This is a genomic window from Caldicellulosiruptor morganii, assembly GCF_026810225.1.
Classification (GTDB): Bacteria; Bacillota; Thermoanaerobacteria; order Caldicellulosiruptorales; family Caldicellulosiruptoraceae; genus Caldicellulosiruptor; species Caldicellulosiruptor morganii.
Window position 1 is genome coordinate 1,382,054 of record NZ_CP113865.1, and the last position, 25,537, is coordinate 1,407,590.

The 25,537-nt window shown below is 34.8% G+C and carries 29 protein-coding genes; 1 reads left to right on the forward strand and 28 read right to left on the reverse strand.

Features of this window, described 5'->3' with window-relative positions; genetic code table 11:
- Nucleotides 1-197: 197 nt before the first annotated feature.
- The 23 genes from OTK00_RS12165 to OTK00_RS06865 form a co-directional block, all read right to left on the reverse strand.
- Entirely contained in the window at nt 198-1,157 is a 960-nt protein-coding gene (locus OTK00_RS12165) for an MBL fold metallo-hydrolase (protein WP_241765495.1), read from the reverse strand.
- Between the two features lie 30 nt (nt 1,158-1,187).
- Nucleotides 1,188-1,820, reverse strand: coding sequence for an MBL fold metallo-hydrolase (locus OTK00_RS12170; RefSeq protein ID WP_241765496.1), 633 nt, complete (start codon nt 1,818-1,820; stop codon nt 1,188-1,190).
- Nucleotides 1,821-1,835: 15 nt separating this feature from the next.
- A complete protein-coding gene (locus OTK00_RS06765) occupies nt 1,836-2,858 on the reverse strand; it encodes a DUF3048 domain-containing protein (RefSeq protein WP_268760742.1) in 1,023 nt (340 codons plus the stop codon).
- A gap of 72 nt (nt 2,859-2,930) precedes the next feature.
- Nucleotides 2,931-3,629, reverse strand: a complete 699-nt coding sequence (locus tag OTK00_RS06770; RefSeq protein WP_045169591.1) for a diacylglycerol kinase — start codon at nt 3,627-3,629, stop codon at nt 2,931-2,933.
- Nucleotides 3,626-4,102 (reverse strand): rRNA maturation RNase YbeY, encoded by a 477-nt coding sequence (gene ybeY, locus OTK00_RS06775; protein WP_045169592.1) that lies wholly within the window; start codon nt 4,100-4,102, stop codon nt 3,626-3,628. Before ybeY ends, OTK00_RS06770 begins: the two co-directional genes overlap by 4 nt.
- Nucleotides 4,071-5,633: an HD family phosphohydrolase gene (locus OTK00_RS06780; RefSeq protein WP_268760743.1), complete on the reverse strand. Its 1,563-nt coding sequence runs from the start codon at nt 5,631-5,633 to the stop codon at nt 4,071-4,073. Before OTK00_RS06780 ends, ybeY begins: the two co-directional genes overlap by 32 nt.
- On the reverse strand, nt 5,584-6,561 hold the full coding sequence (locus OTK00_RS06785; protein WP_045169594.1) for a PhoH family protein: 978 nt from the start codon (nt 6,559-6,561) through the stop codon (nt 5,584-5,586). The genes OTK00_RS06780 and OTK00_RS06785 overlap by 50 nt, the downstream gene beginning before the upstream one ends.
- 25 nt (nt 6,562-6,586) lie before the next feature.
- Complete coding sequence (locus tag OTK00_RS06790; RefSeq protein WP_052670895.1) at nt 6,587-6,895, reverse strand: hypothetical protein; 309 nt, start codon at nt 6,893-6,895, stop codon at nt 6,587-6,589.
- Nucleotides 6,896-6,924: 29 nt separating this feature from the next.
- A complete protein-coding gene (locus tag OTK00_RS06795; RefSeq protein WP_082054633.1) occupies nt 6,925-7,377 on the reverse strand; it encodes a sporulation protein YqfD in 453 nt (150 codons plus the stop codon).
- The gene (locus OTK00_RS06800; protein WP_108720986.1) at nt 7,374-7,556 is read right to left on the reverse strand and encodes a YabP/YqfC family sporulation protein; all 183 of its coding nucleotides are present in this window, start codon (nt 7,554-7,556) and stop codon (nt 7,374-7,376) included. Before OTK00_RS06800 ends, OTK00_RS06795 begins: the two co-directional genes overlap by 4 nt.
- Nucleotides 7,557-7,673: 117 nt before the next feature.
- Nucleotides 7,674-8,123, reverse strand: a complete 450-nt coding sequence (locus OTK00_RS06805) for a GatB/YqeY domain-containing protein (protein ID WP_045169595.1) — start codon at nt 8,121-8,123, stop codon at nt 7,674-7,676.
- 19 nt (nt 8,124-8,142) lie between these two features.
- Nucleotides 8,143-8,319 carry a 30S ribosomal protein S21 gene (gene rpsU / locus OTK00_RS06810; RefSeq protein ID WP_045169596.1) on the reverse strand — a complete coding sequence of 59 codons (177 nt, stop codon included), beginning with the start codon at nt 8,317-8,319 and terminating at the stop codon, nt 8,143-8,145.
- A gap of 68 nt (nt 8,320-8,387) precedes the next feature.
- Nucleotides 8,388-8,837 carry an acyl-CoA thioesterase gene (locus OTK00_RS06815; RefSeq protein ID WP_045170186.1) on the reverse strand — a complete coding sequence of 150 codons (450 nt, stop codon included), beginning with the start codon at nt 8,835-8,837 and terminating at the stop codon, nt 8,388-8,390.
- Between the two features lie 25 nt (nt 8,838-8,862).
- Nucleotides 8,863-10,614, reverse strand: a complete 1,752-nt coding sequence (gene pyk, locus OTK00_RS06820; RefSeq protein ID WP_045169597.1) for a pyruvate kinase — start codon at nt 10,612-10,614, stop codon at nt 8,863-8,865.
- 21 nt (nt 10,615-10,635) lie between these two features.
- Nucleotides 10,636-11,604, reverse strand: a complete 969-nt coding sequence (gene pfkA, locus OTK00_RS06825; protein WP_045169598.1) for a 6-phosphofructokinase — start codon at nt 11,602-11,604, stop codon at nt 10,636-10,638.
- Between the two features lie 24 nt (nt 11,605-11,628).
- Nucleotides 11,629-11,820 (reverse strand): hypothetical protein, encoded by a 192-nt coding sequence (locus tag OTK00_RS06830; protein ID WP_011917348.1) that lies wholly within the window; start codon nt 11,818-11,820, stop codon nt 11,629-11,631.
- 17 nt (nt 11,821-11,837) lie between these two features.
- The gene (gene mtrB, locus OTK00_RS06835; protein ID WP_198525733.1) at nt 11,838-12,083 is read right to left on the reverse strand and encodes a trp RNA-binding attenuation protein MtrB; all 246 of its coding nucleotides are present in this window, start codon (nt 12,081-12,083) and stop codon (nt 11,838-11,840) included.
- Nucleotides 12,084-12,131: 48 nt separating this feature from the next.
- Nucleotides 12,132-15,557: a DNA polymerase III subunit alpha gene (locus OTK00_RS06840; protein WP_045169600.1), complete on the reverse strand. Its 3,426-nt coding sequence runs from the start codon at nt 15,555-15,557 to the stop codon at nt 12,132-12,134.
- Between the two features lie 25 nt (nt 15,558-15,582).
- On the reverse strand, nt 15,583-16,656 hold the full coding sequence (locus OTK00_RS06845; protein ID WP_045169601.1) for an HD-GYP domain-containing protein: 1,074 nt from the start codon (nt 16,654-16,656) through the stop codon (nt 15,583-15,585).
- A complete protein-coding gene (locus tag OTK00_RS06850; protein WP_045169602.1) occupies nt 16,637-17,236 on the reverse strand; it encodes a 5-formyltetrahydrofolate cyclo-ligase in 600 nt (199 codons plus the stop codon). Before OTK00_RS06850 ends, OTK00_RS06845 begins: the two co-directional genes overlap by 20 nt.
- 110 nt (nt 17,237-17,346) lie before the next feature.
- Nucleotides 17,347-17,523 (reverse strand): 50S ribosomal protein L32, encoded by a 177-nt coding sequence (gene rpmF / locus OTK00_RS06855; protein WP_045169603.1) that lies wholly within the window; start codon nt 17,521-17,523, stop codon nt 17,347-17,349.
- 3 nt (nt 17,524-17,526) lie between these two features.
- Nucleotides 17,527-18,048 carry a YceD family protein gene (locus OTK00_RS06860; RefSeq protein ID WP_045169604.1) on the reverse strand — a complete coding sequence of 174 codons (522 nt, stop codon included), beginning with the start codon at nt 18,046-18,048 and terminating at the stop codon, nt 17,527-17,529.
- Between the two features lie 63 nt (nt 18,049-18,111).
- Entirely contained in the window at nt 18,112-18,753 is a 642-nt protein-coding gene (locus OTK00_RS06865) for a helix-hairpin-helix domain-containing protein (RefSeq protein WP_045169605.1), read from the reverse strand.
- Between the two features lie 129 nt (nt 18,754-18,882).
- Between OTK00_RS06865 and OTK00_RS06870 the strand changes: the two genes are divergently transcribed.
- Nucleotides 18,883-20,250, forward strand: a complete 1,368-nt coding sequence (locus tag OTK00_RS06870) for a D-alanyl-D-alanine carboxypeptidase family protein (RefSeq protein WP_045169606.1) — start codon at nt 18,883-18,885, stop codon at nt 20,248-20,250.
- Nucleotides 20,251-20,284: 34 nt separating this feature from the next.
- On the opposite strand, the gene leuS is transcribed toward OTK00_RS06870, so the two are convergent.
- Genes leuS through nadD form a run of 5 tightly spaced genes read right to left on the reverse strand, consistent with a single transcriptional unit; the run spans nt 20,285 to nt 25,503 of the window.
- Complete coding sequence (gene leuS / locus OTK00_RS06875) at nt 20,285-22,738, reverse strand: leucine--tRNA ligase (RefSeq protein ID WP_045169607.1); 2,454 nt, start codon at nt 22,736-22,738, stop codon at nt 20,285-20,287.
- 44 nt (nt 22,739-22,782) lie between these two features.
- A complete protein-coding gene (gene rsfS, locus OTK00_RS06880; protein WP_082054634.1) occupies nt 22,783-23,109 on the reverse strand; it encodes a ribosome silencing factor in 327 nt (108 codons plus the stop codon).
- Between the two features lie 20 nt (nt 23,110-23,129).
- Nucleotides 23,130-24,341, reverse strand: a complete 1,212-nt coding sequence (locus OTK00_RS06885) for an LCP family protein (protein ID WP_045169609.1) — start codon at nt 24,339-24,341, stop codon at nt 23,130-23,132.
- Nucleotides 24,338-24,916, reverse strand: coding sequence for a bis(5'-nucleosyl)-tetraphosphatase (symmetrical) YqeK (gene yqeK, locus OTK00_RS06890; protein WP_045169610.1), 579 nt, complete (start codon nt 24,914-24,916; stop codon nt 24,338-24,340). Before yqeK ends, OTK00_RS06885 begins: the two co-directional genes overlap by 4 nt.
- Complete coding sequence (gene nadD, locus OTK00_RS06895; RefSeq protein ID WP_045169611.1) at nt 24,913-25,503, reverse strand: nicotinate (nicotinamide) nucleotide adenylyltransferase; 591 nt, start codon at nt 25,501-25,503, stop codon at nt 24,913-24,915. The genes yqeK and nadD overlap by 4 nt, the downstream gene beginning before the upstream one ends.
- Between the last annotated feature and the right edge of the window lie 34 nt (nt 25,504-25,537).

Genomic DNA, 25,537 nt, shown 5'->3' on the forward strand with positions numbered 1-25,537 from the left:
TGCAAACACACTAAAAAAGTTTTACCCTATTCCGTACTATGAAATTGAAAATTCCCTTGTTGATAGTTCTATTGGATACAAAGCAAAATTCTATGCCAAATTTCTACCTCTAACCTACCAAACATCATCTATCAACATTTATTTTAAATTTTCTGGCAAACTCTTTTTATTAAACAATGTGAATATAAGATGAAAACTTAATAATCATTCAGTGCTAAATTAATAAGATATCTCAGTTCTTCAAGATTGTTGTTCAGAAGATTTAGTCTCTCCGGTGATATAGAGGCACTTTTTATATGTTCTTTTAGCCTGTACAATTCATCTTCAATGTCTTCAATCTGAGCCAAAATGGAAAGATTGATAAACGAAGGTGATGGAGAAAATAGTCTATCCTTTGTCACAATCTGATCTGGACCTATTTGGTAAAATTCGCCTCGTGCTGGAATATGAACATCAACACCAAAGAGTCTTTCAAGTTCCCTGGCAAACTCAATCTGTGATTCTTTTTCACCATGCACAACAAAGATTTGTTTTGGTTTTTCTTTCATCTTATCAATCCAGGTAATAAGTCCGTTTTTATCTGCATGTCCGGAATATGCTTCAATATACTCTATTTTTGCCCTGACCTCAATTTCTTCGCCAAATATCTTCACTCTTTTTTGACCATCCAAAAGTCTTCTCCCAAGAGTGTTTGGCGCCTGATAACCAACAAATAGTATTGTGTTATTTTCTTTCCAGAGATTATGTTTTAGATGATGCTTTATCCGTCCCGCCTCGCACATTCCACTTGACGAGATTATTATACAGCTTTTTTCATAGTCATTTAGCATCTTAGATTCATCAGATGTGCAAACAAATTTCAGATTTTCAGGTTCAAGCGGATAAATTCCTTTTTTTATAAACTCTACAGCCTCTTCATCAAAGTAATCTATATGTCTTTTGTACACACTACTTGCAGAAGTAGCTAATGGACTGTCAACAAAGATTTCAACATTTTGAATCATTCTTGCTTTATCAGAACCACTACTTATCTCTTTTGCTATCTCATATAAAATCTCCTGAGTCCTTCCAACAGTAAATGAAGGAATTATAACCTTACCGCCTTTTGAAATAGTATCACAAATTATACTTATCAGCCTTTTTGATTTGGTTTCCACATTTTCATGGAGTCTGTTGCCATAGGTACTTTAAATAAAAAGATAGTCACATCCATCTATTGTCGATGGATCTTTTAAGATAGGGACATTTCTGTTTCCCAAATCGCCAGAAAATACTAACTTATATTCTTTTCCATCTTCATTTAAATAAAGTTCAACTATTGCCGAACCCAGCATATGACCTGCATCTTTTAATACAAAGCGAAGATTATTATTTATTTCAACTACCTGATCATATTTTACACCTTTGAATAGTTCTAAGCATGAATAGGCATCTTCAATGGTATAAAGGGGTTTTAATTCCTCTTTCCCTTCTCTTTTCCTTTTTTTATTCTTCCACTCTATTTCACTTTCTTGAATATGAGCACTATCCGGAAGCATAATACCGCACAAATCCGCAGTTGCATCAGTTGCATAGATTGTCCCTCTAAAACCATCTTTATAGAGCTTGGGAATTCTTCCACTGTGGTCAATATGAGCGTGAGATAGAATCATAAAGTCAATATCCGAAGGATTAAAAGGAAATGTCTCAAAGTTAAGTTCATCTTCAGTACGTCCACCCTGAAACATACCACAATCAATCAAAAAATTCTTCCCTTCAAACTCAAAATAGTAACATGAGCCTGTCACACTCTGAGCAGCACCTAAAAAGGTTACTTTCAAAGTATTCTCTCCTCCTCATTTAATTTCAATTTTACCATATTGAGGTACTATTTCAAACCATGTATTACCTTTCAAAAGTTTAACTTCTTTGTTATCACTATCTTTTATTGTAAATGAGTTTTTCAGATCGAATGTATAAATAACTGGAATAGTTTTCCCTTCCTGAAGCAAGTATCCCTTTCCTTTTGAGAAGTCCACTTCCTGTCTTCCTTTATCATCATTTTTTATTGTGGCGTATTTGGCAACTAATATTATTAAATTTTTTGCAAAAAGCTGCAAGCCTTTTTCTTTGTCAGTATGAGGTTTGTCTTTTACAAATCTCATATATACTTTTTTAACAGGGTCATACTCATACCTGACATAATACCAGCCTGAAAATTGTATTTTAACTTCTGAATTTTCTGAGGTATATTTATTTGTTACCTCTTCAGCCAAAGAATAGTACTTATAACTTTGCTGCTTTTTGTAACCTTTCTTTTCAAAATATTTAACAAGATTTTCCATAGTTGAGTACAGATTATGTGGAGCTTTCCTGTCAGATGTCCTGTAAAAAATTCCTCCACCTGTATAAATAGCATCAATGTGTGGAATATAATTTTGTTTAAAAAGTCTATAAGCCTGAGGGCTCCCCCCGCAGTGAACATAATATGCATTAAGTGACTTTGCTATCTGCATAAAATAAGGTCTGGCACTTCTGATTGGTCCCACTTTTTTTGGATATGTATGATGGTAGATTGCCATTATACGTGTTGCTCCACCTTCTATTAGCGCTTCATATAAATACTCAGCCTGGCTTAACGACGATTGAGGAATTGCACCAGGCTCATTGTTTATCATTACTGCAATAATCTGATGTTCATCTCCTTGATATACCGCCTCTCCAGTGAGTTTGCATGTGTGAGTATTAAGCTCGCTGACACTTGAAATCCCCTGTTCTTGTTTTTTAGGTTGTGTAGCCTGTGATATATCAGGGCTTGTAGAAATAGAAGCTTTTTTCTTGCCACAGCCTGTTAACAAAACTAAAAGCAAAATTACCATGATTACAGTTGTAAAGACTTTATACAAAAAAACTTTTGAGCAACTACATTTCATGCTTTCCCTCTTTTCTTTTTATTTTATCTTAAATATCAAAAGTGTAACCAGAATACCAATAATCGCTCCTACAACTGTCTCCCAAATGCTATGAATCTTTGCCTCAACCCTGCTTTCCAGAACTAAAAATGCTATAAAAAGAGCCAGGGTCACTACAATTAAATTGTTTGTAAGCATAATTATGGCAGTCGCTGCCGCAAAAGCTAAGGCTGTATGTCCACTGGGCATGCCACCCTGCATAAATTGTGTTCTATTGTTAATAGCTTTTACAACAATTATTACCATTGCTACTATAATAAGTGATAAAAATACTATGTGAAAAGAAATTCCTCTTATATGTTTTAATGTTATTTCCAAAGGCAACCTCATCTTGTCATAAAACAGAAAATACCCAACAGTCAAAGCCAAAAGGGCGGTTACCAGAACAGCTCCAGCTGCTACATCCTTTGCAATCTTTGCCTTTGGCTCAAAGTCTTTTGCTATAAGGTCAATGGTGGCTTCTATGGCAGTGTTTATAAGCTCTGCTGTAATAACAAGTCCAATACAAAATAGAACTATTATTGTCTCAATTTTGTTTAATTTGAATACAATAGTAAACAGCAGAATTAAAAAAGCTATAAGAAAATGTATTTTCATATTTCTCTGTGTCTTGAATGCAATAATTATTCCATTTATTGCATTATCGAAACTCTCAAGAAGTGTTCTTTTTGTCCTCATCTTGTCAATCCCATACCTTCTAAAACCATCTCTTCATATTTTCTCATAAGTTTTCTATCATTTTCTTCTAAATGATCAAAACCTAACAAGTGTAAAACCGAATGAACAGTCAAATATGCTATTTCTCTTTCCACCGAATGTCCAAATTCCTCTGCCTGCTCATAGGCTTTTTCAATCGAAATAACAATATCTCCAAGTGGAATTTCTTCCTCTACAATTGTTATGTCTTCTTGTAGAATACCATTTTTAAACTCAAAAATAGGAAAAGACAGAACATCGGTTTCTCTGTCTATATTTCTGTAGTTTTTGTTTAACTCTTTTATGAATTGATTGTCCACAATCATTACGCTAATTTCATAATTGTCATCATCCATAAAAATTTTTAACGTGTTTAGGATTGAATCTTCTATTATCTTTGAAATACTTTCATCTATTAGATACTTATCCTGCTGATTTTGAATGTAAATTTTCACTTCTCTCTATCACCTCTTCTTTATTTATACCATCATCAATTAAATTGTAATTCACTCTTTTATGGAAAACACCTGTAAGAACTTTAATAAAACTCTCACAAATAGTCTCCAACTCCTTAAAGGTCAAATTGCTATTGTTGAGTTGCCCATCCATAAGTTTTTCGTAAATTATGTTCCTTATTGTACTTTCTATAAGCTGTGGAGTTGGCGACGAAAGTGCCCTTACCGCAGCCTCGACAGAATCTGCAAGCATTACTATCGCTGCCTCTTTGCTTTGAGGAATTGGACCTTCATACCTGAACTTTTGTTCGTTTACCTGCTGATTTTGTGACAAAGCCTTGCCATAAAAGAAAGCCACTTTTGTTGTACCATGATGCTGCTTTATAATGTCAAGCACTTGTTTAGGAAGCCTGTATTCTTTGCCTATCTCCACACCATCTTTGGTATGCGAGGTTATAATCAGTGCAGAAAGTGTTGGAGTGATTTTATTGTGTGGGTCTTCTTCTATAATCTGATTTTCTTTAAAATAAAACGGTCTTTTCAATTTACCAATATCGTGATAATAAGCCCCTACTCGCGCCAGCAGGTAATTTCCGCCAACAGCTTCACAGGCTACTTCAGCTAAATTGCCCACAATCAGACTGTGATGGTAGGTGCCAGGTGCCTCCATCAGCAGTCTTTTCAGGAGTGGATGGTTAGGGTTCGAAAGTTCCATTAATCTTATTGGTGTTGCATAATCAAAGATATACTCCCAGATTGGGAGTGTACCATATGCAAGTACAAACGAAAGTGCTGTTCCAGCAAAGGAGTTTACTGCACTGTACAAAACCATGTCACCCTGAGTCTGGTAAACAAGTTCTATTGATAGAACAAATAGGGATGAAATCATACTTGCTAAAAAGCCATGGCTTATAAATTGCATCCTGTGTTGAATTTTGTGTGAAACAATTGAACTTAAACTTCCACCCATAAAAAGATATAAGACAAAATTAAGATTTTCCTCACCCACCAGTAACAATATAATAATTGACATAAAAATGTTAAAAATAATTGCAATTCTTACATCAATTAAAAGTGAAATCAATACAATTCCCATAAAAACAGGTAATGCAAACACAGGTATGGGAAGAAGAAATTTTATTAAAAGTAAATTCAAAATTAAAATCGAAGTTACAGTAGCCATACTCTGGCAGCTGTTTATGAATTCTCTTTCAACAAGATAGAAATATATGCTCATAAACAGAAGCAATATTAGCAGGAGCAACAGTATTCCTATAAAATCTCGAGAAGTTTGCATACTGGCATAATAATTTGCATTGATGTTTAAAAGTGCCAGAATCTTTCTAATAAAAAGATTGCGCTGTTTCCCGTTTGAGCTCAATATTAAACCAATTGAGATAACAAAAAAAGCAAAGAGTGACACTGTGCGACAAAAATACATCTTTTTCTTATCATGCCATTTTTGATAGTTTTGTAACATTTTAGATTTTTTGTTTCTCCTTTCGTCTTTCTTCATATCTATTGTATGCATCTATAATTTTTTGGACAAGTTGATGCCTTACAATATCTTGATATGTCAAAAACACAAACTCAATTCCTTCAATGTCTCTGAGTATCTTTGTCACCTGAACAAGTCCTGATTCAACACCACTTGGAAGGTCAATCTGAGTTATATCCCCTGTTACTACTGCCTTTGAACCAAATCCCAGTCGAGTCAAAAACATTTTCATCTGCTCAGATGTTGTATTTTGAGCCTCATCCAAGATAATAAAAGCATCATCCAGGGTTCTTCCACGCATATAAGCAAGCGGAGCAACTTCTATAATTCCTCTCTCCATATATCTCTGATAGGCTTCTGTGCCAATCAAATCATGCAATGCATCATAAATTGGTCTTAAATAGGGGTCCACCTTTGTCTGAAGGTCACCCGGTAAAAATCCTAATTTTTCCCCTGCTTCCACAGCTGGTCTTGTCAGTATAATCTTGCTTATCTCTTTCTTTTTGAGATAATAGATAGCCATTGCCATCGCTAAATATGTCTTTCCTGTGCCCGCCGGACCAATCCCGAACACAATTGTGTTGTTCATTATAGCTTCAATATACCTCTTCTGCCCAAGTGTCTTGGGTTTTACCTGTTTACCCCTGTGAGTTATAAATATAACTTCATCCTCTAACTTTCTCACCTCTTCGTCCTCCAGTGTCTCAATAACATACCTTATTGTGTGCTCATCAATGTCCAATTTTTTCTTCTCCATATCATGTAATATTTTTATTGTTTTTTCTGCCCTTCTGATGCTGTCTAAGCTACTTCCAATAATTTTAATTGCATTATCCCGGAAAACTATATTCACATTCAATAATTCTTCGAGCGTTTTTACCTTAGAATCAAATTCCCCAAAGATGTTCCAGAATTCTCTTGTATCTTCAATACTCACTGTTGATATTAATCTTTCTTCCAACAAATATACCCTCCTGAGTTGTATTTTATTTTTTCAGGGTTATGTCTTCTAAACATTCATAATCTCTCATACATACTATACTTTTTATTTCGCTTTTCACTTTTTTAATCCTAAAATGCGTCCTTACTTTCGAAATAGCAAGGATTTTCTTATCTTTTGTTTTTCTTTTAAAATCTTCATCACAACTTCTTACTAATTCTTTCTTTACCTTTTCTAAATCAAGTATATATCTTTTAAATTCAGACTTTTTTATCTCACATATACCTATCCTGAATAAAAAAAGTTTATATTCTTTTATTTTAATTTTATCACAATTCTCATCATTAGTAACCATAATTTTAGGTATAAACTCTCTTTGTCCAATTACAACAAACGGTACCTTTTTTTGGAGATGTAGACCTTCTGATATGCTGGCAAAGAAAAGCTTTTAGAAACTGAATAAAATGTATTCGCAATTACCTCTGCTATGGCATCTTCATAATACTCATTTCCATCTTTTGTAACAACCCTGTTATCAACAAGCAGCTGTCCTTCAACAACAGTATCCCCTTCTTTTACAAGTGCATTTCCTGATTTTAGAGTAAGTTTTTGTATAACTCCACTGCTTTTTGCAAAAATTTTTTCCTGTTTGTTTTGCAGATTGTCTTTTTCTCTTTTTACATACTCTACTACTAAAAGCCCTCCTTCCTGCTTTACTTTCACCCACATCAAATCTTCCAACTCAGAAAGAAGCAGCTTTGATACTTTTTCCCGGTCAATATTACTCTTTAACGTAAATGGTTTTATTTTGTAGTTTCTCAACTTCTCTTCTATCATCCGTGGATACTTAATGTATTAATTTTAACTATATTTTCTTCATACATAATGAGTCCTTTATGATTCTCTACTACTGCCTCATCTTCTTCAATCACTGTAATTTTTGGTTCATTTGTGATTGCTTCTACTGGAAGCTGTGAAACCTGTATCATCTCTTTTAAAACCTTGTGCTTTTTCATTTATTAAGAATTCACACCATAAAACAAACACTTCCACCTTTATTCTATTTATACTTGCATAATTTTATAACAAAAAAGTGGTCCCCCTTTTTGGAGAACCACATGTGCATTCTTTATTTACAATCTTGAAAGGTGCTTTTTCACAAATTCACTCACAACCTTACCTTCTGCCCTGCCACTTACCCTTTGCATTACCTCCTGCATAACCTTGCCCATATCTTTCATACCAGAAGGCTTTATTTTTTCTATTACCTCAAGAACTATCTTCTCTATTTCTTCATCTGTCAGCATAGGCGGAAGGTATGATTGCAATATCTCAATTTCTCTATTTAATTCTTCAATCAACTCCTGCCTTCCACTTTTTATATACTCTGGCAGGCTGTCTTTCCTCTTTTTTATTTCCTTTGCAATTACATTTAAAACTCCACTGTCATCAAGTACAGTCCTGTTGTCCTTTTCAAACTGCAATATTGCAGCCCTTACCATACCAACAACATTTTTTCTCACAACATCCTTTTCTTTCATAGCAGATTTGTAATCTTCCAATAACTTTTCTTTAAGATTCAAATTCTCACGCCCCTACAGCCTATCTTCTCTTTCTCCTGCGTGCTGCTTCAGATTTCTTTTTCCTTCTCACGCTTGGGCTTTCATAGTGCTCTCTTTTTCTAAGCTCTGCTAAAACTCCTGCCTCTGCCAATTTCTTTTTAAATCTCCTGAGGGCACTATCAAGTGACTCGTTCTCGCCCACTCTTACTTCCGACATCAAATTCCCTCCCCTCAAACCAGGCTCAAAAACACCCGCACGGAGTTTATGGTATTATTATAACTCACCTATTTCAAAGATGTCAAACTATTTTGAGTATTACTAATATCTTCTTCAAATAGCTTCTGAAATAAAACAAAAAGCTCTTTGTTTTTTTTCTCTAAATTTACTGGCTTGAAGTTCTTATCAACAAATGCATGTTCGGTATATCCGGTTGCACACACAATATCATTCTTTAAGACTTCATAATAAAATCTTATTCTACTTGGCTTCAAACTATGAATCTTTGTCCTAATTTTTAATCTATCTTCATAAAAACAGGGCTTTTTGAAATCACAACCACAGCTTATCAAAGGCAGGTACACACCCTCACTTTTTTCTATCTCAGAATACGAAATTCCCGTTTTTCTAATAAGTTCGGTCCTTCCAGCTTCAAACCATATAAAATAGTTTGAGTGGTGAACAATTCCCATTTTATCTGTCTCTGCATACCTTACAACAATTTCTGTTTCTACCATTTTTTGATTACCCCAATAAATATTCTTATCCTTTAAGCTTTCCACTGAAGACAAGTCCTTTTTGTGCATCCATTGTGACAACAATACCATTTTTGAGTATCTCCACAGCATTTTTAGCATCGGTGATAACAGGAATATCCAATGCAGCACCGACAATTACTGCGTGTGAGTTTTGACCACCTTCTTCTGTTATAATACCCGATGCTCGTTTAATATATGGAATAAAATCATTGTTTGTCTGGACTGTTACAATAATATCTCCATCTTCAAAATTTTGCTTTATTTCATTTAGATTTTTCCCAACACATACCCTGGCTGTAACCTTTCCAGTACCCCAGCCTCTTCCTTCAACCAGCACATGACCAACAACATGAACTTTTAGAATATTTGTTGTCCCGCTTATACCAACCGGCACACCAGCAGTGATCACCACTAAATCGCCATCTTTAACAATTTTTGACTTTACAGCAATCTCCACCGAGTGGTCAAATATATCATCAGTAGAATCTTTATACTCAGCCAAAAATGGATAAACACCCCATGAAAGATTGAGCTGCCTTCTTACTTTCTCACATGGTGTTGTTGCAATAATTGGGCAAGCAGGTCTAAATTTTGACACCATTCTTGCTGTGTTTCCGGATTTTGTGACAGTGATAATTGCCTTTGCTCCAAGGTCATGCGCAGTGGTACATGTAGCGTGAGATATAGCATTTGTAACATTAACCGGCATATCAAATACCTGAGATTGGAACCTTTTAATATAATCTATCTGGCTTTCTACCCTTTCAGCAATCTTTGCCATTGTGGCAACACTTTCAACCGGATACTTTCCCATAGCTGTCTCGCCTGATAACATTATAGCAGATGTTCCGTCAAAAATGGCATTTGCTACATCGCTTACTTCCGCTCTTGTTGGTCGTGGATTTCTTATCATTGATTCTAACATCTGCGTTGCTGTAATTACTGGCTTACCAGCTTTATAACATTTCTCAATGAGCATCTTTTGCACAAGTGGTACTTCTTCAAATGGAAGCTCAACACCCAGGTCCCCCCTGGCAACCATAATTCCATCAGCAACTCTTATAATTTCATCACAGTTTGCAACGCCTTCTTGTGTTTCTATTTTTGCTATTATTAGAATATCTCTGCCACCGTGTTTATTTAAAAATTCTCTAATCTCCAGAACATCGCTTGCCTTTCTTATAAAAGAAGCTGCTATAAAGTCAACATCGTTTTCAATTCCAAAGAGAATATCTTCCTTGTCTTTCTGGGTCAATGCTGGAAGTTTTATTGGTATGCCTGGAACATTTACCCCTTTTTGATTTGTCAAAACTCCTCCATTTTTTACCTTGCAAATTATATTCTTGTCGGTCTTTTCTTCGACAATTAGCTCAATCAGACCATCATCAATTAATATCTTATCACCAGGTTTGACATCATTAACAAGTTCTTTATAGGTTATACTTACGATTTCTTCGTTTCCCAGTATCTCCTCTGTTGTGAGTATAAATCTCTGTCCTTCTTTTAATTCGATCCTCCCATCCTTGAAAAAACCAATCCTTATTTCTGGTCCTTTTGTATCAAGCAAAATAGGAATGGGCCTGTCAAGCTCTTCACGAATATTCTTTATCATATCAATTTTTCTTTTATGCTCTTCATGTGTCCCATGGGAAAAATTAAGTCTTGCAACATCCATCCCATTTTCAATGAGTTTTTTTATAATCTCTTCGGAGTCAGTCGCTGGCCCCAGTGTACAGACTATCTTTGTTTTTCTCAATTTTAAAACCTCCAAAACTTCTTATAAAGACAGGATTGTAGCCAGGTTATACATATACTCATCAATGCTCTTTTGCATAGACAAAGCCTCATCAATGTCATAGTCAACAATCTTACCATCTTTTAGAGCAATTATTCTATTCTTCTTTCCTTCTCTGATTACTTCAACTGCTTTTGCCCCCATAAGACTTGCCATTACTCTATCATATGCGGTTGGTGATCCACCTCTCTGGATATATCCCAGAATGGTTGCTCTGGTTTCAATACCTGTTGCCTCTTCTATCTCTTTAGCAAGCTCTGTTGCTCCACCGATTCCTTCTGCCAAGATGATTAAATTGTGAAGTTTCCCCTTGTTTTTGCCATCTATAATTCTCCTTATTATCTCATCCTTATCAAGACCCTTTTCAGGTATTACAATTGACTCAGCCCCACCAGCTATACCACTGTAAAGGGCTATATAACCTGCATGTCTTCCCATTACCTCTAAAATGCTAACTCTTTCATGGGAGGTTGCTGTATCTCTAATTTTATTGATTGCATCCTGGACAGTGTTTAAAGCAGTGTCAAATCCAATTGTATAATCTGTGCATGCAATGTCATTGTCAATTGTACCAGGAATACCTACTACATTTATTCCAAATTTGCTCAAATCTCTGGCCCCTCTAAAAGACCCATCTCCTCCAATTACAACAATGGCATCAATTTTGAATATCTTACACATTGACGCTGCTTTTTTGAGTCCATTTTCTGTCATAAATTCAGGAGAACGGGCAGTAAGGAGAATTGTTCCTCCGCGCTGAATTATATCAGACACCGACCTTAAATTCATCTCAAATATATCGCCTTCTATCAAGCCGTTATATCCTCGTCTTATACCCATTACTCTAAAACCATAATAAATTCCTGTTCTTACAACAGCTCTTATCGCTGCATTCATTCCCGGTGCATCTCCGCCGCTTGTGAGAACTCCTATAGTCTTCACTTCTGGCATATACAATACCCCTTTCCGTAAATTTTAGAATCCTTTTTCAATAATTATATTGTGTGCTTCATTGACATCAGTTTCTGGCACAATAATTTCAAAATAGCCTTCCTGTCCTTCTTGAGAAATTGCCTTTACTTTTGCGAGAATTCCTACTTTTTCTAACTCTTCTTTTATTTTGTTGGCTATCTCACTATTAGATGTAATATACACAACTTCCCACATAAAAACACCTTCTAAATTCATTTATTTTGGGATTCCGAAATTATAACCCCAAACTTTGTATAAATCTCTGCCTTGCCTCTTACCTTTATTGCAGACGTCACCTCGGTAAACTGGGCAAGCAACACCTCACCGCTGTCTAATTTCTCGGTGTGATGAAGCTTTGTATCCTTACCTCTTGTAAGCCCTATTACATTTACTCCATTTTCCAAAGCCTTTACTACTACATAGTCACCATTTTTGTACTCGTATGCATTTTCACTCATTATCTTTCCTCACCTCTTTTCAAATATTATAACAAAAATGCCTAAAAATCAAGAATCTAAATCTTCAAGCCATACATTTTCCTCGCCAAACCACTCTTTTAATTGCTCAAGTACAGTGTCATTTATATTTATGCACATATTTGATTTAGAAACAAGCCTTTTTTGCCTGTAATAAAGAATAATTTTGGAATTACCTGTAAAGAATTTGATAAAAGATACAAACTTTTTGGATTTTAAAATAGAATGGTCATCTGTTTTTATTGCTATTGCTTTATTGGACTGTTTTGTAGAAGATAATCCAGCTTCTTTTTCACCAAGTCTATCTATTTTCTGTGCAATAATCTTTACTCCCTCATCTTCTCTGTATGTAGCTTTTGCCTCTATCAATAAAATTGAATCTTCTTTTATCAAGTGCGAATACCTTTCATAAACACTTGGAAAGAAAAGAACCTCCAAAGAATCAGTTAAATCCTCCAGTTTTGCAAATGCCATTGTTTGGTTGTTCTTGGTCAGTTTTATTTTTACCTCTTTAAGCACTCCACATACAATTATCTGCTGGTACTTGTACTCTTCCTCCTCTGTCATATTAGAAAGTTCAGCCAGATTCACAATGTTGTACTTAGAAATCAAATCTGCATATTTTTCCAGTGGATGACCACTTATATAAATCCCTATTGCATCTTTTTCCATCTGCAAAAGTTCCTCGGGACTGGGCTGGGGAAGGTTTTTGTATGAAAAAAGCTCTATTTCATTGTTAGCTATTTCAAAAAACGTAACTTGATTTGCATTTTTCTTTTGTGATTGTTTGATTGTGAGAATATCTTCCACAGAAGCTAAAAGTGAATTCCTGTTTATTTTTGTAAAATCAAAAGCTCCACTTTTTATCAAGTTCTCAATAATTCTTTTGTTCACTGTATTAGTATCCACTCTCATTATAAAGTCATACAAATCTTTAAACTCTCCATTTTGTTCACGCTCTTTTAAAATATGAGAAATCACATTTTCACCCAGGCTCTTTATTGCTCTTAAACCAAACCTGATACTATTCCCCTCGATTGTGAAGTCATAGCTACTTCTGTTTATATCGGGTGGAAGAACCGAAATTCCAAATCTTCTACACTCTTCTATGTACATTCCAACTTTCTCATTCGAATTCATTACGCTTGTAATTAAGCTGGTCATAAACTCAATGGTAAAATACCTCTTCAAATAAGCTGTTTGATACGCCAAAATAGCATAGGCTGCTGCATGAGACTTGTTAAACGCATAGCTTCCAAAGTCCTCAATTATTGCAAATATCTTTTCTGCTATGTGTCTGTCAACCCCACCTGCTACAGCTCCTTCAATGAATCTATCTCTCTCTTCCATCAAAATATCTGCCTTTTTCTTTGCCATTGCGCGCCTGACAAGGTCTGCTCTGCCAAGTGAATAACCTGCAAGCTCTCTAAAGATCTGCATAACCTGTTCCTGGTAAACTATACATCCATACGTAACATTCAAAATTGGTTCAAGCTTTGGATGCAGATACTCTATCCTTTCCTTATTATTTTTGTTCTGGATATACACCGGAATCTGATCCATTGGACCTGGTCTGAAAAGAGAAATTCCGGCTATCACATCCTCCAAATTCTCTGGTTTTAATTCTCTCATGAACTGTTTCATGCCACTGCTTTCAAGCTGGAATACTCCATTTGTGTTTCCTTCAGAAATAAATTGATAAACATTTTTATCATTGTAGTCAATTCTGTCAAGATCAATCTCTATGTTCCGATGTTTTTTTATAAGCTCTAAAGTGTTTTGAATAACTGTAAGAGTCCTCAAACCCAGAAAATCCATTTTCAAAAGTCCCAGCTCTTCCAATGTAGTCATCGGAAACTGAGTAACTATAGCATCCTCTGTTCTTGCCAGAGGAACCAGTTCGGTAATTGGACAGTTTGATATAACAACTCCTGCTGCATGAACCGAAGTGTGCCGTGGCATTCCTTCAAGATTTCTTGCAGTGTCAATTATTTTTCTGACAGTATCATTTTGATCATATAATTTCTTAAGGTCATAATTTATCTCAAGTGCTTTGTCAATTGTCATACCAGGTGAAAATGGTATCATCTTTGCAATTTCATCAACCTGGGCATATGGTATGCCAAGAGCCCTTCCCACATCTCTTATAGAGGCCCTTGCTGCCATTGTACCAAATGTTATTATTTGGCTAACCCTGTCTTTACCATATTTGTTGGTAACATAATCAATTACTTCCTGCCTTCGCTGATAGCAAAAATCAATGTCAATATCAGGCATGGAAATCCTTTCAGGATTTAAAAACCTTTCAAAAAGAAGATTATATTTAATTGGATCAACATTTGTAATTCCAAGACAATACGCAACTATGCTTCCTGCCGCAGAACCTCTACCGGGTCCTACCATTATATTATTTTTCTTTGCAAAGTTTATAAAATCCTGAACAATCAAAAAGTATTCTGTAAAGCCCATATCCTTTATTACACCAAGTTCCATTAAAAGCCTGTCATATGCCATTTTGTTATCTTTTGAATATCTTTTTTCAAAACCGGACAGTGCCAACTCTTTGAGATATTCAAACGCATCAGATTCTCCTTCTGGTAGTTGAAATTTGGGAAGGTTAATTTTCCCAAATTCAAATTCAACATTACACCTTTCAGCAATCTCCAGAGTGTTTTTGAGTGCCTCCGGAACATAACCAAATATTCTTTCCATCTCCTCGGGAGATTTGAGATAAAACTCGTCTGTAGGAAACTCCATTTTATTGCTATCATGTATTGTTTTTCCTGTCTGAATACAAAGCAGAATGTCATGAAGTTCCCTATGTTCCTTTTTCAGATAATGCACATCATTTGTTGCTACAAGAGGAATTTGGTATTTTTTAGAAAGTCTGATAAGTTCACTATTTACAAACCTTTGTTCATCAATTCCATGGTATTGAAGTTCAAAATAAAAGTTGCTCCCGAAAGTATCTTTGTAAAAACTGATCGCATCAATCAATTTTTCTTTTTGGTCTCTCAAAATCAATTTGGGTATCTCTCCAGCAAGACAGCTTGTCAGTGCAATTAAACCTTTTGAATATTTTGAAAGGATTTCCCTGTCCACCCTTGGTTTATAATAGAATCCTTCAATAAACCCCAGTGAAACAATCTTTGAAAGGTTTTTATATCCCTCATTATCCATTGCAAGAAGTATTAAATGATGAATATCATTATCAATATTTGGTTCTTTATCAAAACGCGAACGAGGAGAAATATATACTTCACATCCGATTATTGGCTTTATCCCATGTTCTTTTGCTACCTTGTAAAATTCAACAACCCCATACATCGCTCCATGGTCAGTTATTGCAATACTTTGCATATTGAGCTGTTTTACCCTCTCAAATAAACTCTCTATCCGAACAGCTCCGTCAAGCAAGCTATACTCTGTGTGTACATGAAGATGTACAAAACTCATCTTTTTATAACACCTTTCTTGTTTTTCAGAGTTCTATGTCTTCCAAAACATCAACTATATAATAATGAAAATTCAATGCCAGATCTATATCCCTTTTGTATGGAAGTTTCCTGCCTTCGCTATCATAAAGAATTCTTACAATAGGTCGAGATGGAAATCTCGGATTATTATGTACAACAATTCCCTTTTCTCTTGTATTCAACAGCACCGGTGTCCCTACCTGAAACAGCGAGATAAATGTAACAAATTTGGATACTATATAACTGTCAAAATGAGTGGAACACGAATTTAAAAGGTATTCTATTGCCATATGTGGTTTTAAACGCTTTCTAAATTCCCTGTCACTTACAAGCGCATCAAATACATCTGCCACTGCAACTATCTTAGCTGTCTGCGGTATTTCATCTCTCGTTTTACCAAATGGATATCCGCTCCCATCCAGCCTTTCATGATGATAAAGAGCAATTTCAGCAACCTGCTGTTCAAATCTGTATTCAGAGTTTAAAATATCATATCCAATAATTGTATGCATTTTTATCATTTCATATTCTTTTTCCTGCAACGGGCCCTTTTTGGTCAAAATAGTTTTAGGAACCTTTACCTTGCCTACATCATGAAGCAATGTACCCATTCCAAGATCCAGCAGTTTGTCATAGTCGTAATTTAGCTTTATTCCAACCAGAAGTGCAAAAATAGTAGTATTAAGTGAGTGAAATAGAGTATAGTTCCCAACCGTTCTAATATCGCAAAGGTTCAGAATAATCTCTTTTTGTTCAAGAAGCTGGGAGATAGTTTTGCTAACAAGAGTTTTTATCTCGGGAGTAATCTCCTGTGAATTGATATAATCTACATTGAATGCAGTGTTTACAACTTTGAATGCTTCCTCCTTGAGTTCCCTGGTGATAACATCTTCTATTTCAACTATGTCTGTGTTATCGTCTATGATATAGATGTCATAGACACCAAAATCCTTTAGTCTTTTAATTATATTCCCTGTGAGTTTTTGCCCAGAAGCGATTAAAATTTTACCATCTTCGCTATAAATGTCCTTGGCAAGAATCATATTTTCTTTAGCATTTTTAAGTAAAATCCTTCTCATTGTATTCTCCCCTATACTTTTTTCTTCTATTTAAGATGATTTTATCAGTCACAATAATATCAAGCTCAACATCATGCATCTCGGCAAAAATTTTTGGTACTCTCTGGAAGTAATATGCAATACCTGCTTTCAAACAAGAAGGACTTACCTCTTTTAAAAACCTGTCATAATATCCCTTGCCAAAACCTATTCTATTTAAACTTCTATCAAAAGCCAATAGTGGAACTATACAAATGTCTATATCAGATGGCTCTACCTCTAATGTTTCCTCAGGCTCGACTATCCCAAACCTGTTTCTTTTTAATTTACTGTCTTTTCTGTATTCTGCAGCAATCATTTTTTCTCTGTCAACAACCTTGGGAACACAAATCCTCTTACCCTTTGCTATGAGGTAGTTTATGATTCTACTTGTATCAACCTCATCCGGTAAACTCATATATATAAATACAGTAGAAAAATCTAATTCTGATAGTAAATTTTTCAATTTGTTATACACCATTATATCAAGTTTCAATTTCCGCTTACTTTTTACAAGTTTTCGTTTTACACCAATTATTTTCCTTATCTTTTTCTTTTGCAACTGAAATTTCACCCTTTTCAATTTAATTTATCACATTTTTGAGAAGAATTAAAATACTTTTAATAAGTAAAAATAGCCCTGAAATTTTTATCAGGGCTATTTTTCTTATATTAGTCTTCATTTACTACTTTTCTATTTTTATAGTATCCGCAGTTTGGACATACTCTGTGTAAAAGCTTCATCTCATGGCATTGAGGACATTCAACAAGGTTTGGAGCTTCAATTTTCCAATTTGCTCTGTGTTTATGAGTTCTCTGCTTTGACCATCTTCTTTTTGGTTGAGCCAACTTTCACACCTCCTTTTCTTCATCTGTACCAAGCATATTTTTTAGCGTTTTTAAAATACTGAGCCTTGGATCAATCTCATCTCTTTCACACGAACACGAACCAAAATTGAGATTAGTACCGCAAATAGGACATAGACCTTTACAATCTTCTCTGCACAAATATTTCATCGGAAGATACAATACAATAGTTGCAATAACATTTTCATCAAACTCTATTATATCGTCCTCAAATTGAATTACTTCATCATCTTTAATCTCAGCATTGTTTGAATACTCTTCATAAAATGGAACATCAACATCAACAAAAGCATCCTCTGTACATCTGTAACAACTTGTCTTGAGCTTTGTTCTGATATTGCCACTTACTTCAATAACGTTGCCTTTCTTTGTAGCAACACCGTAAAAACTAACAGGTTCAACAAAAAATAAATTATCACCTCTAAATTCTATACTTTCCCAATTTTCACAAAACTCAAATTCTTCTGAATCGCCATTTGATTTTAGTTTGGATACATCTAATCTCATCTTTTTGTCACCTCATATCATAACGGTTGTATTATAAACCTTTATTTGAGTTTTGTCAATTCATTATTGAACTGTGATAGAATCCTTAATAGCTTCAAATATCTTATCTCCTATACCATTTACATTTTTTATCTCTTCTATACTTTTAAAAGGGCCATGTTTTTGCCTGTACTCTATTATCCTTTCTGCAAGTTTGTCACCTATTCTATCAAGAGTTTTTAGCTCTTCCTTGGATGCAGTATTAATATTTATCTTACCACTTTTGACAGATAGATTGCCAGAAATTTGTTCAGTCTGAGATGCCAGCATTGTTTGATTTTGCATCTCACCAATTTTAGGAATATAAATTTTCTGACCATCCTGCAGCTTCTCGGCAAGATTTATAACATTCAGGTCGCTGTTTGGTAAAACACCTCCTGCTTTCTCTATTGCATCGTTTACCCGACTGTTGCTCGGAAGCTCATAAACTCCCGGATTTTTTACATTGCCACAAACGTATACCACGTAGTTTTGTGGCCCGGCAATTTGATCTTGTTGCGTATTTTCATTTTCCTGAAGTTGCACCTGTTCATTCTGCGTCTCAAGTATTAACTGGTGACCATCATCTTTACTACCTGAGTTTTTAAAGTACTGCAAAATATTCAGGACAACAAGCAGGGCAATTATGACAATCATTATTTTTTCTCTTTTTGAAAACGAAAACATAATTTTTTCACCCTTTCTTTCTAAAAACTGAGACACCGGCAGGATTTATAATTGACTTAATTTAACTGTATAATATATACTTATTTTATCATAGACATCAAAAGTTTTTGAAGGAGGCAAAATATTTTAATGACAAAAAAGTTAAAACAACTCTTTTTCGGTTATTTAAAAATCATATTGCTGCTAACTTTTTTAATTCTAAACACTCCAGTACCAATTTATGCAACACAGGAAAATAATAATCTATTACCCGATATAAGTGCTAAGTCAGCAATTCTTATTGATGCATATACAGGACAAATCCTTTATCAGAAAAATCCGGATTTGAAATGTTTTCCTGCAAGTACAACAAAGCTCCTGACAGCTCTTGTTGCAATTTCTAAAGAAAAGGATCTTAACAAAATTTTTAAAGTCTCTAAAACTGCCATAATGATAGAACCTGGTGGCAGCAGTTACTACCTTAACGAAGGTGAAACAATATCTTTCCAGGATGCTCTTTATGCAATGCTTTTAATCTCAGCAAACGATGCCGCCAATGTAATCGCTGAAAATGTCTCTGGCAGTATACAAGAGTTTGTTAAAGAGATGAATTCATTTGCTCAAAGCATAGGTGCAAAAGATTCTCATTTTGTAAATCCAAATGGTCTTCACAATCCCCAGCATTACACAACAGCTCATGACCTGGGTTTAGTTGCTCGGGAAGCTTATAAAAATGAAATACTGCGAAAGATTATGTCAACTACTGAATATAAAATTACAACAGCTTCAATGCATAAAAAACCTGATTGGCAAATTATATACAATATTAACAAACTTTTGAGAAAAAATTCAAAGTATTATTACCCTTATGCAAATGGTATGAAGACAGGCTATACTGCTCAGGCAAAAAGATGCTTGATTGCTTCTGCTAAAAAGGATGATATAGACCTAATTGCAGTGATCTTGGCATCTGATGATGCTTTTGCCGATGCAATTAAACTTTTCAATTATGGTTTTAATAATTTTAAAAAAGAAGAATTGTTTAAACAAAATCAGATTGTCGGAAAGATGATGGTAGACAAAACTAACAATAAATGGATTGAAGGATACATTAAATCTTCGTTTTTTATTCTAAAAAGTCAAAGCTCTAACTCGCAGAAACAGGATATTACTTATCAAGTGGACTTTCTCAAAGATATAAAACCACCAGTACACAAAGATACTGTAATTGGAAATGTATACATTTATAGTAGTGGGAATTTGCTAACTTCCATTCCTGTGCTCTCATATGAAAGCTATATTCCTCAACCAGAGGTTTCAACACTTATAAATAGTGCAAAAAAAGGATTTGTCAAAGGATTCAAATTCTTGCTTTATTTTCTTATCATTGTTGTGATGATGACGGTTATTTTTATAATAGCAACTATAATAAGGCTGAAGAGAAGAAAAGTAAAACTCAGACTGAGATCAACCAAGACAATAGACTTTTCATCATTTATAAGCAAAAAACTAAAGTAAAAAAAGAGGGTCGGTTGACCCTCTTTTTTTACAGTTACTTCACCACTATATTAACAAGTCTATTTTTAACATATATAAACTTCACAATCTCTTTTCCACCTAAAAGATCTTTTATCTTGTCATCATTCAAAATCTTTTCTTTTAGCTCATCTTCAGAAATATCAGTAGGAATCTCAAATCTTGCTCTTATCTTGCCATTTATCTGAACAGCTATTTCTACACTTTTTCTGACAAGTGCATTTTCGTCATACTCTGGCCATGAAACATCTTCAATATCTCCCTCAAACCCCATAATCTCCCATAACTCACATGCAATATGCGGAGTAAATGGGTATATCAAAATTAGAAGATTCCTGAGTGTTTTTAAAACCAATTCTTCATTTAAAACTCCTTTTTCTTTGTAATCGTACAAGAAATTTAAAAGCTCCATAATACTACTAATTGCGGTGTTGAAGCTAAACCTTTCTCCAATATCCTCTGTAACCTTTTTGATTGTGTAATTTAGCCTGTAATTCAGTTCATCATCAAGTTCGGACTGACCTGTTAAATCTTTATTAGAAAGTTTATCTTTCAGCTCAATATAAAGTCTCCAAAGCCTGTTTAAAAATCTAAAGCAGCCTTCTACACCTTGATCTGACCATTCTAAATCTCTTTCAGGCGGTGCCGCAAAAAGAATAAATAACCTTGCTGTATCAGCACCATACTTTTCCACTATATCTTCAGGACTTACAATATTCCCCAGAGATTTTGACATTTTCGCTCCATCTTTTAACACCATACCCTGCGTCAGAAGATTCTTAAACGGCTCTTCAAATGGCACATATCCCAGGTCATAAAGTACCTTGGTAAAGAAGCGTGAATATAAAAGATGCAGTATTGCATGCTCCACTCCACCAATATACTGGTCAACAGGAAGCCAGTAATCCACAAGTGACTTTTCAAAAGGTTTTTCAGTATTCTTAGGGTCTGCATACCTGAAATAGTACCACGATGAACATATAAAGGTGTCCATTGTATCAGTTTCTCTTTTGGCTGGTTTTCCACATTTTGGACAGGTTGTATTTACAAACTCCTCACAGTAAGCAAGCGGTGATTGCCCAGTGGGTTTGAACTCAACATTGTATGGTAAAAGTACTGGTAATTGTTCCTCTGGCACAGGTACAATCCCACATTCATCACAGTACACAATAGGAATTGGCGCTCCCCAGTAACGCTGACGAGAGATTAACCAGTCTCTTAGTTTATAAGTAACACAAGCTCTGCCACAACCCTTTTCTTCAAGATATTCAGTAATCTTTTTCATAGCCTCTTTGTTGTTCAGCCCATCAAATTTACCCGAATTAATTAATACACCTTCTCCTTCATAAGCACTTTGAAGATTTTCTGTATCAACTTGATCTCCTTTTATTACAACCTTTATGGGCAAGTTATATTTTTTGGCAAAGTCATAGTCTCTCTGGTCATGAGCTGGAACGCCCATTACTGCACCTGTTCCATAGTCTACAAGTACATAGTTTGCAATCCAAATAGGCACCTTTTCTCCTGTCAGCGGATGGATAGCATAACCACCTGTGAATCTACCTTCTTTTTCTGTTTCCGTCGAAGTCCTTTCTATTTCGTTTAAATATTGCATCTTTTCAATAAACTCAAGACATTCCTTTTCCTGTGGTTTTCCTGCAATTATCTCTCTGGTAAGTGGATGTTCAGGAGCTAAAACCAAATATGTCACACCAAAAAGAGTATCAGGTCTTGTGGTGAACACTTTGACCTTTTTATTCAGTCCTTCTACTTCAAATTCTATTTCTGCACCTTCGCTTTTTCCAATCCAGTTTCTCTGCATAACCTTGACTTTTTCTGGCCACCCTTCAAGCTTTTCTATATCACGAAGGAGTCTTTCTGCATAATTGGTTATTCTGAAAAACCACTGCTCCAAATCTTTTTTGCCTACAAGAGATTTGCATCTTTCACATCTTCCATTTACAACCTGCTCATTTGCCAAAACTGTTTCACAGGATGGGCACCAATTGACATAAGATCTTTTTCTGTATGCAAGTCCGGCTTTGTAAAATTGCAAAAACATCCATTGTGTCCATTTATAGTAGTCCGGGTGACATGTGGCAATTTCCCTGTCCCAATCGTAACTAATACCAAGTTCTTTTAGCTGTCTTTTCATATTTTCAATGTTTGACCATGTCCAATCAGAAGGATGAATTCCGTGTTTGATAGCAGCATTTTCTGCGGGAAGTCCAAAGGCATCCCAGCCCATTGGATGAAGCACATTATATCCTTTGAGTCTCATAAAACGTGCAAACACATCACCAATTGAATAGTTTCTCACATGTCCCATGTGAAGTTTTCCAGAAGGATATGGAAACATTTCCAGCACATAATACTTGGGTTTTGGACTATCTTCTGTAACCTTGTACTTATTTTGCGAAAACCATTTTTGCTGCCACTTCTTTTCGATTTCTCTAAAATTGTATTCCATAAACCATACCCCCATCAAATTTATCTTTTGAGTACCCCAAAATATTACATTGCTATCTCAACCTTTTGTGCATCTATCCATAACCTTTCTAAATTGTAAAATTCTCTTTCTTTTTCATGAAATATATGCACAATTATATCACCATAGTCAACAACAACCCATCTATAGCTCTCTTTCCCTTCAATTCTGAGTATCTGAGCAGGAGATTTCTCTTCAATTTCATCAACAAGTGCTTTTACATGCTGAATATTCGAAGCGCTGCATATTATAAAATAATCAGCTATTATCGTAAGTTTTGATATATCCAGTACCACAATATCCTGCGCTTTTTTCTCACTGAGAAGTCTAACGATCTGAAGTATCTTTTCCAATTTAATTATGTCACCCCTTTTTACTTTACTTTAATATAAACATCAAACCTATCATTATAATCAGGTGAATACACAATCTCGTAAGTAGAAAGATCAAGGTCATTTTTTAGCAGCTGTAAATACTTTCTATTCACTCTCTTAAGTTCAACCTGATTATTTTCAATCTTATTTGTCCTCCCAAGCTCAACACTCACATACCCTTTATTCTTAAGGTCATTTTTAAACTGGATTATCCTTTCGTCAGTTGAAGTTGATAAGATTTTAATCTTCAGCTCATCTTTTGATACATCGGGTTCATTTAGATGGTCCACCAAAGCTTTACATTTTTCTTCATCCAGAATATAATAGGAAATTTTGTCTATATACTTGGGATAACCAGGTAGAATTGTCATCATGATACTTTGCATATTGAATTTACCTATGTTTTGGATAAACCACATAATTTCATTTTTTGTAAAATTATGATCTGTATATTTAGAAACTGTTTGTACTATTACCGGGAGTCTTACTATATTTTGTGGCTTTAATACTTTTTCAATTAAAGCATACACAAACTTTCTTTGCATTTCAATACGACCTAAATCTCCACCTTTTCCATATTCTTTACCATTGGAATTATGCCTCCATCGCAAAAATTCAACAGCTTTCTCACCGTTCAGGTGCTGAAGACCTGCGGGAATGTCGATATAAAGCTCTTTTCCGGGCGTGGTGTCAACATAGTAAAGATGAAACGGTACTTCAACATCAACTCCACCCACCAAATCCACTATTCTCTTAACAGCTTCATAATTTACAGCAACGTATTTGTCTATCTTTATACCAAGAACATCTTCCACTGTTTTTACAGCAAGCTTTGATTTGCCATAGGCATACGCAGCATTTATTTTTGAGTACCCTTTTATGCCCTCAATTTTAACTCTTGTATCTCTTGGTATTGAAACTACTACTATCTGAAAGTCTTTTTGTATACGAACAAGCATTATGGTATCTGATCTTCCACCCTGTTTTTCATCACTTCCCAGCACAAGAATATTTATAGGAAGCTTGTTTTCCATATTGGCACTTTCAGTATTTGTAACCTTTTCAATAATTTCACCCAAAAAAGGTGGTATGGTTTTTGTTTGTTTTATATACAACCCAGTTGCCAAAATTCCAACAAGAATAACAGCTATTGTAACTAAAAAAGAAATCAAAAATACTTTTGCTTCTTTTCGAAGTTGGATTTTTTTCAATTGCCCTCCCCGCTTTCTTTGAGAATTAATTGATTCCTTGCAAAAATAGTAGAAGGATGAATAAGACCACCTTTTTCAATTACATATTTTATTGTATTGTCCATTGCCATAACCACTGCCCTATCAAGATTTTCAAAAGACTTTTCGCGCAAAATTTCCACTGATTTGAATTTTCTTGATGGCTCAATTAAATCAGCAACATAAATAATCTTTTCCAGCTTTGTCATGTTCTCTCTTCCAGTTGTGTGATAAGCTATGGCATTCAATATTTCAACATCGTAAATCTTGAAAAGCTGTTTAGCAAGATAGCTTCCTGCCGGACCATGTAAAAGCTCTGGCTGATTTATCATTATGTTATCTATAACTATACCAGATTTGAAAGCACAATTCAACAACTCTTCTCTATCAAGACACTTTGCACAGTCATGAACAAGCCCTGCAACCATAGCTTTTTGGATATCCTCTCCAAACCTTTGAGCAAGTAAAATTGCATATTCCATCGTTCCCAGTGAATGGAGAAACCTTTGCTCATCCAAAAGGTCTTTTAGTTTTGCTTTGATTGCATCAATATTCACTCTTTATAAAGCCCCTTTCTTATTATATATTCTTCCACCTTTGGATGCACCATATATCTTATACTCCTGTTCTCTTTTATCAATCTTCTGATCTCGGTTGAAGAAATATCGATAATTGGCATATCTATCAGAATTATTTCTGCATTGTATATACAAAAAAATTTTTCTATTTGTTTTCTTATCAAATCCCTTTCCCTTTCTCTTGGCAGAACAATGATGGGGAATTTTTTAAGTATCTGCTCTGCTTTGTACCACTTTTTTATCTCAAAAAGGTTATCACTTCCTATAATAAAGTATACCTTTTCATAAAGGATTGAAAAATATTCCAGTGTGTTTATAGTAAAACTCGGTCCTTCTTTTTTAATCTCAAAATCACTCACTTCAAAGTCCGGGTTATCTTCAATTGAAAGTCTTACCATTTCAAATCTGTGCTGTGGCAATGCAATCTCAGAGTTTTTATGGGGTGGTGTACCATTGGGTACAAATATAATCCTGTCAACATCCGTAAAATTTTTAACATACTGTGCCATAATCAAATGTCCTATATGAATTGGATTAAATGTTCCACCAAATATAGCTACTTTCATCAAACAACTCCTTGAATTTATCACCATATCTAAG